The organism is Gilvimarinus algae (genome assembly GCF_030518215.1).
GTDB lineage: Bacteria > Pseudomonadota > Gammaproteobacteria > Pseudomonadales > Cellvibrionaceae > Gilvimarinus > Gilvimarinus algae.
This window is the reverse complement of sequence record NZ_JAULRT010000044.1, coordinates 1-337: the sequence shown is the minus strand read 5'-3', so window position 1 is coordinate 337 and position 337 is coordinate 1. Positions and strand designations below refer to the sequence as shown.

The 337-nt window shown below is 63.2% G+C and carries 1 protein-coding gene; it reads right to left on the bottom strand.

Annotated elements, in window-relative coordinates; all coding sequences use genetic code 11:
• Positions 1-78: 78 nt before the first annotated feature.
• Positions 79-337: HesA/MoeB/ThiF family protein (locus tag QWI16_RS06180; protein ID WP_368045283.1), on the bottom strand; the 259-nt coding region annotated here is incomplete at its 5' end.

Genomic DNA, 337 nt, shown 5'->3' with positions numbered 1-337 from the left:
CGGACAGCAGCGGATTGGTCATGCAAATTCTCCTTTGAGACCACAGGTAATCACGCCCGTGCCAGACGTCCAGATCGCCTAGGCCGTTTCACCGCAAACCGGGCAATCGGAGCGCTTTTTCAATGCGATTTTCCGGGTTTCCCCCCAAAGCGCATCATAGATCAGCATCTCGCCGCGCAAGGGCGCCCCGGCGCCGGTGATGATCTTGATGGCCTCGACCGCCATCATGGTGCCGATGACGCCCGGCAGGGGTCCGATCACGCCAGCCTCGGCGCAGGACGGGGCCAGGCCTGCCGACGGGGCCTGAGGGAACACGCATTGGTAACAGGGGCCGTTC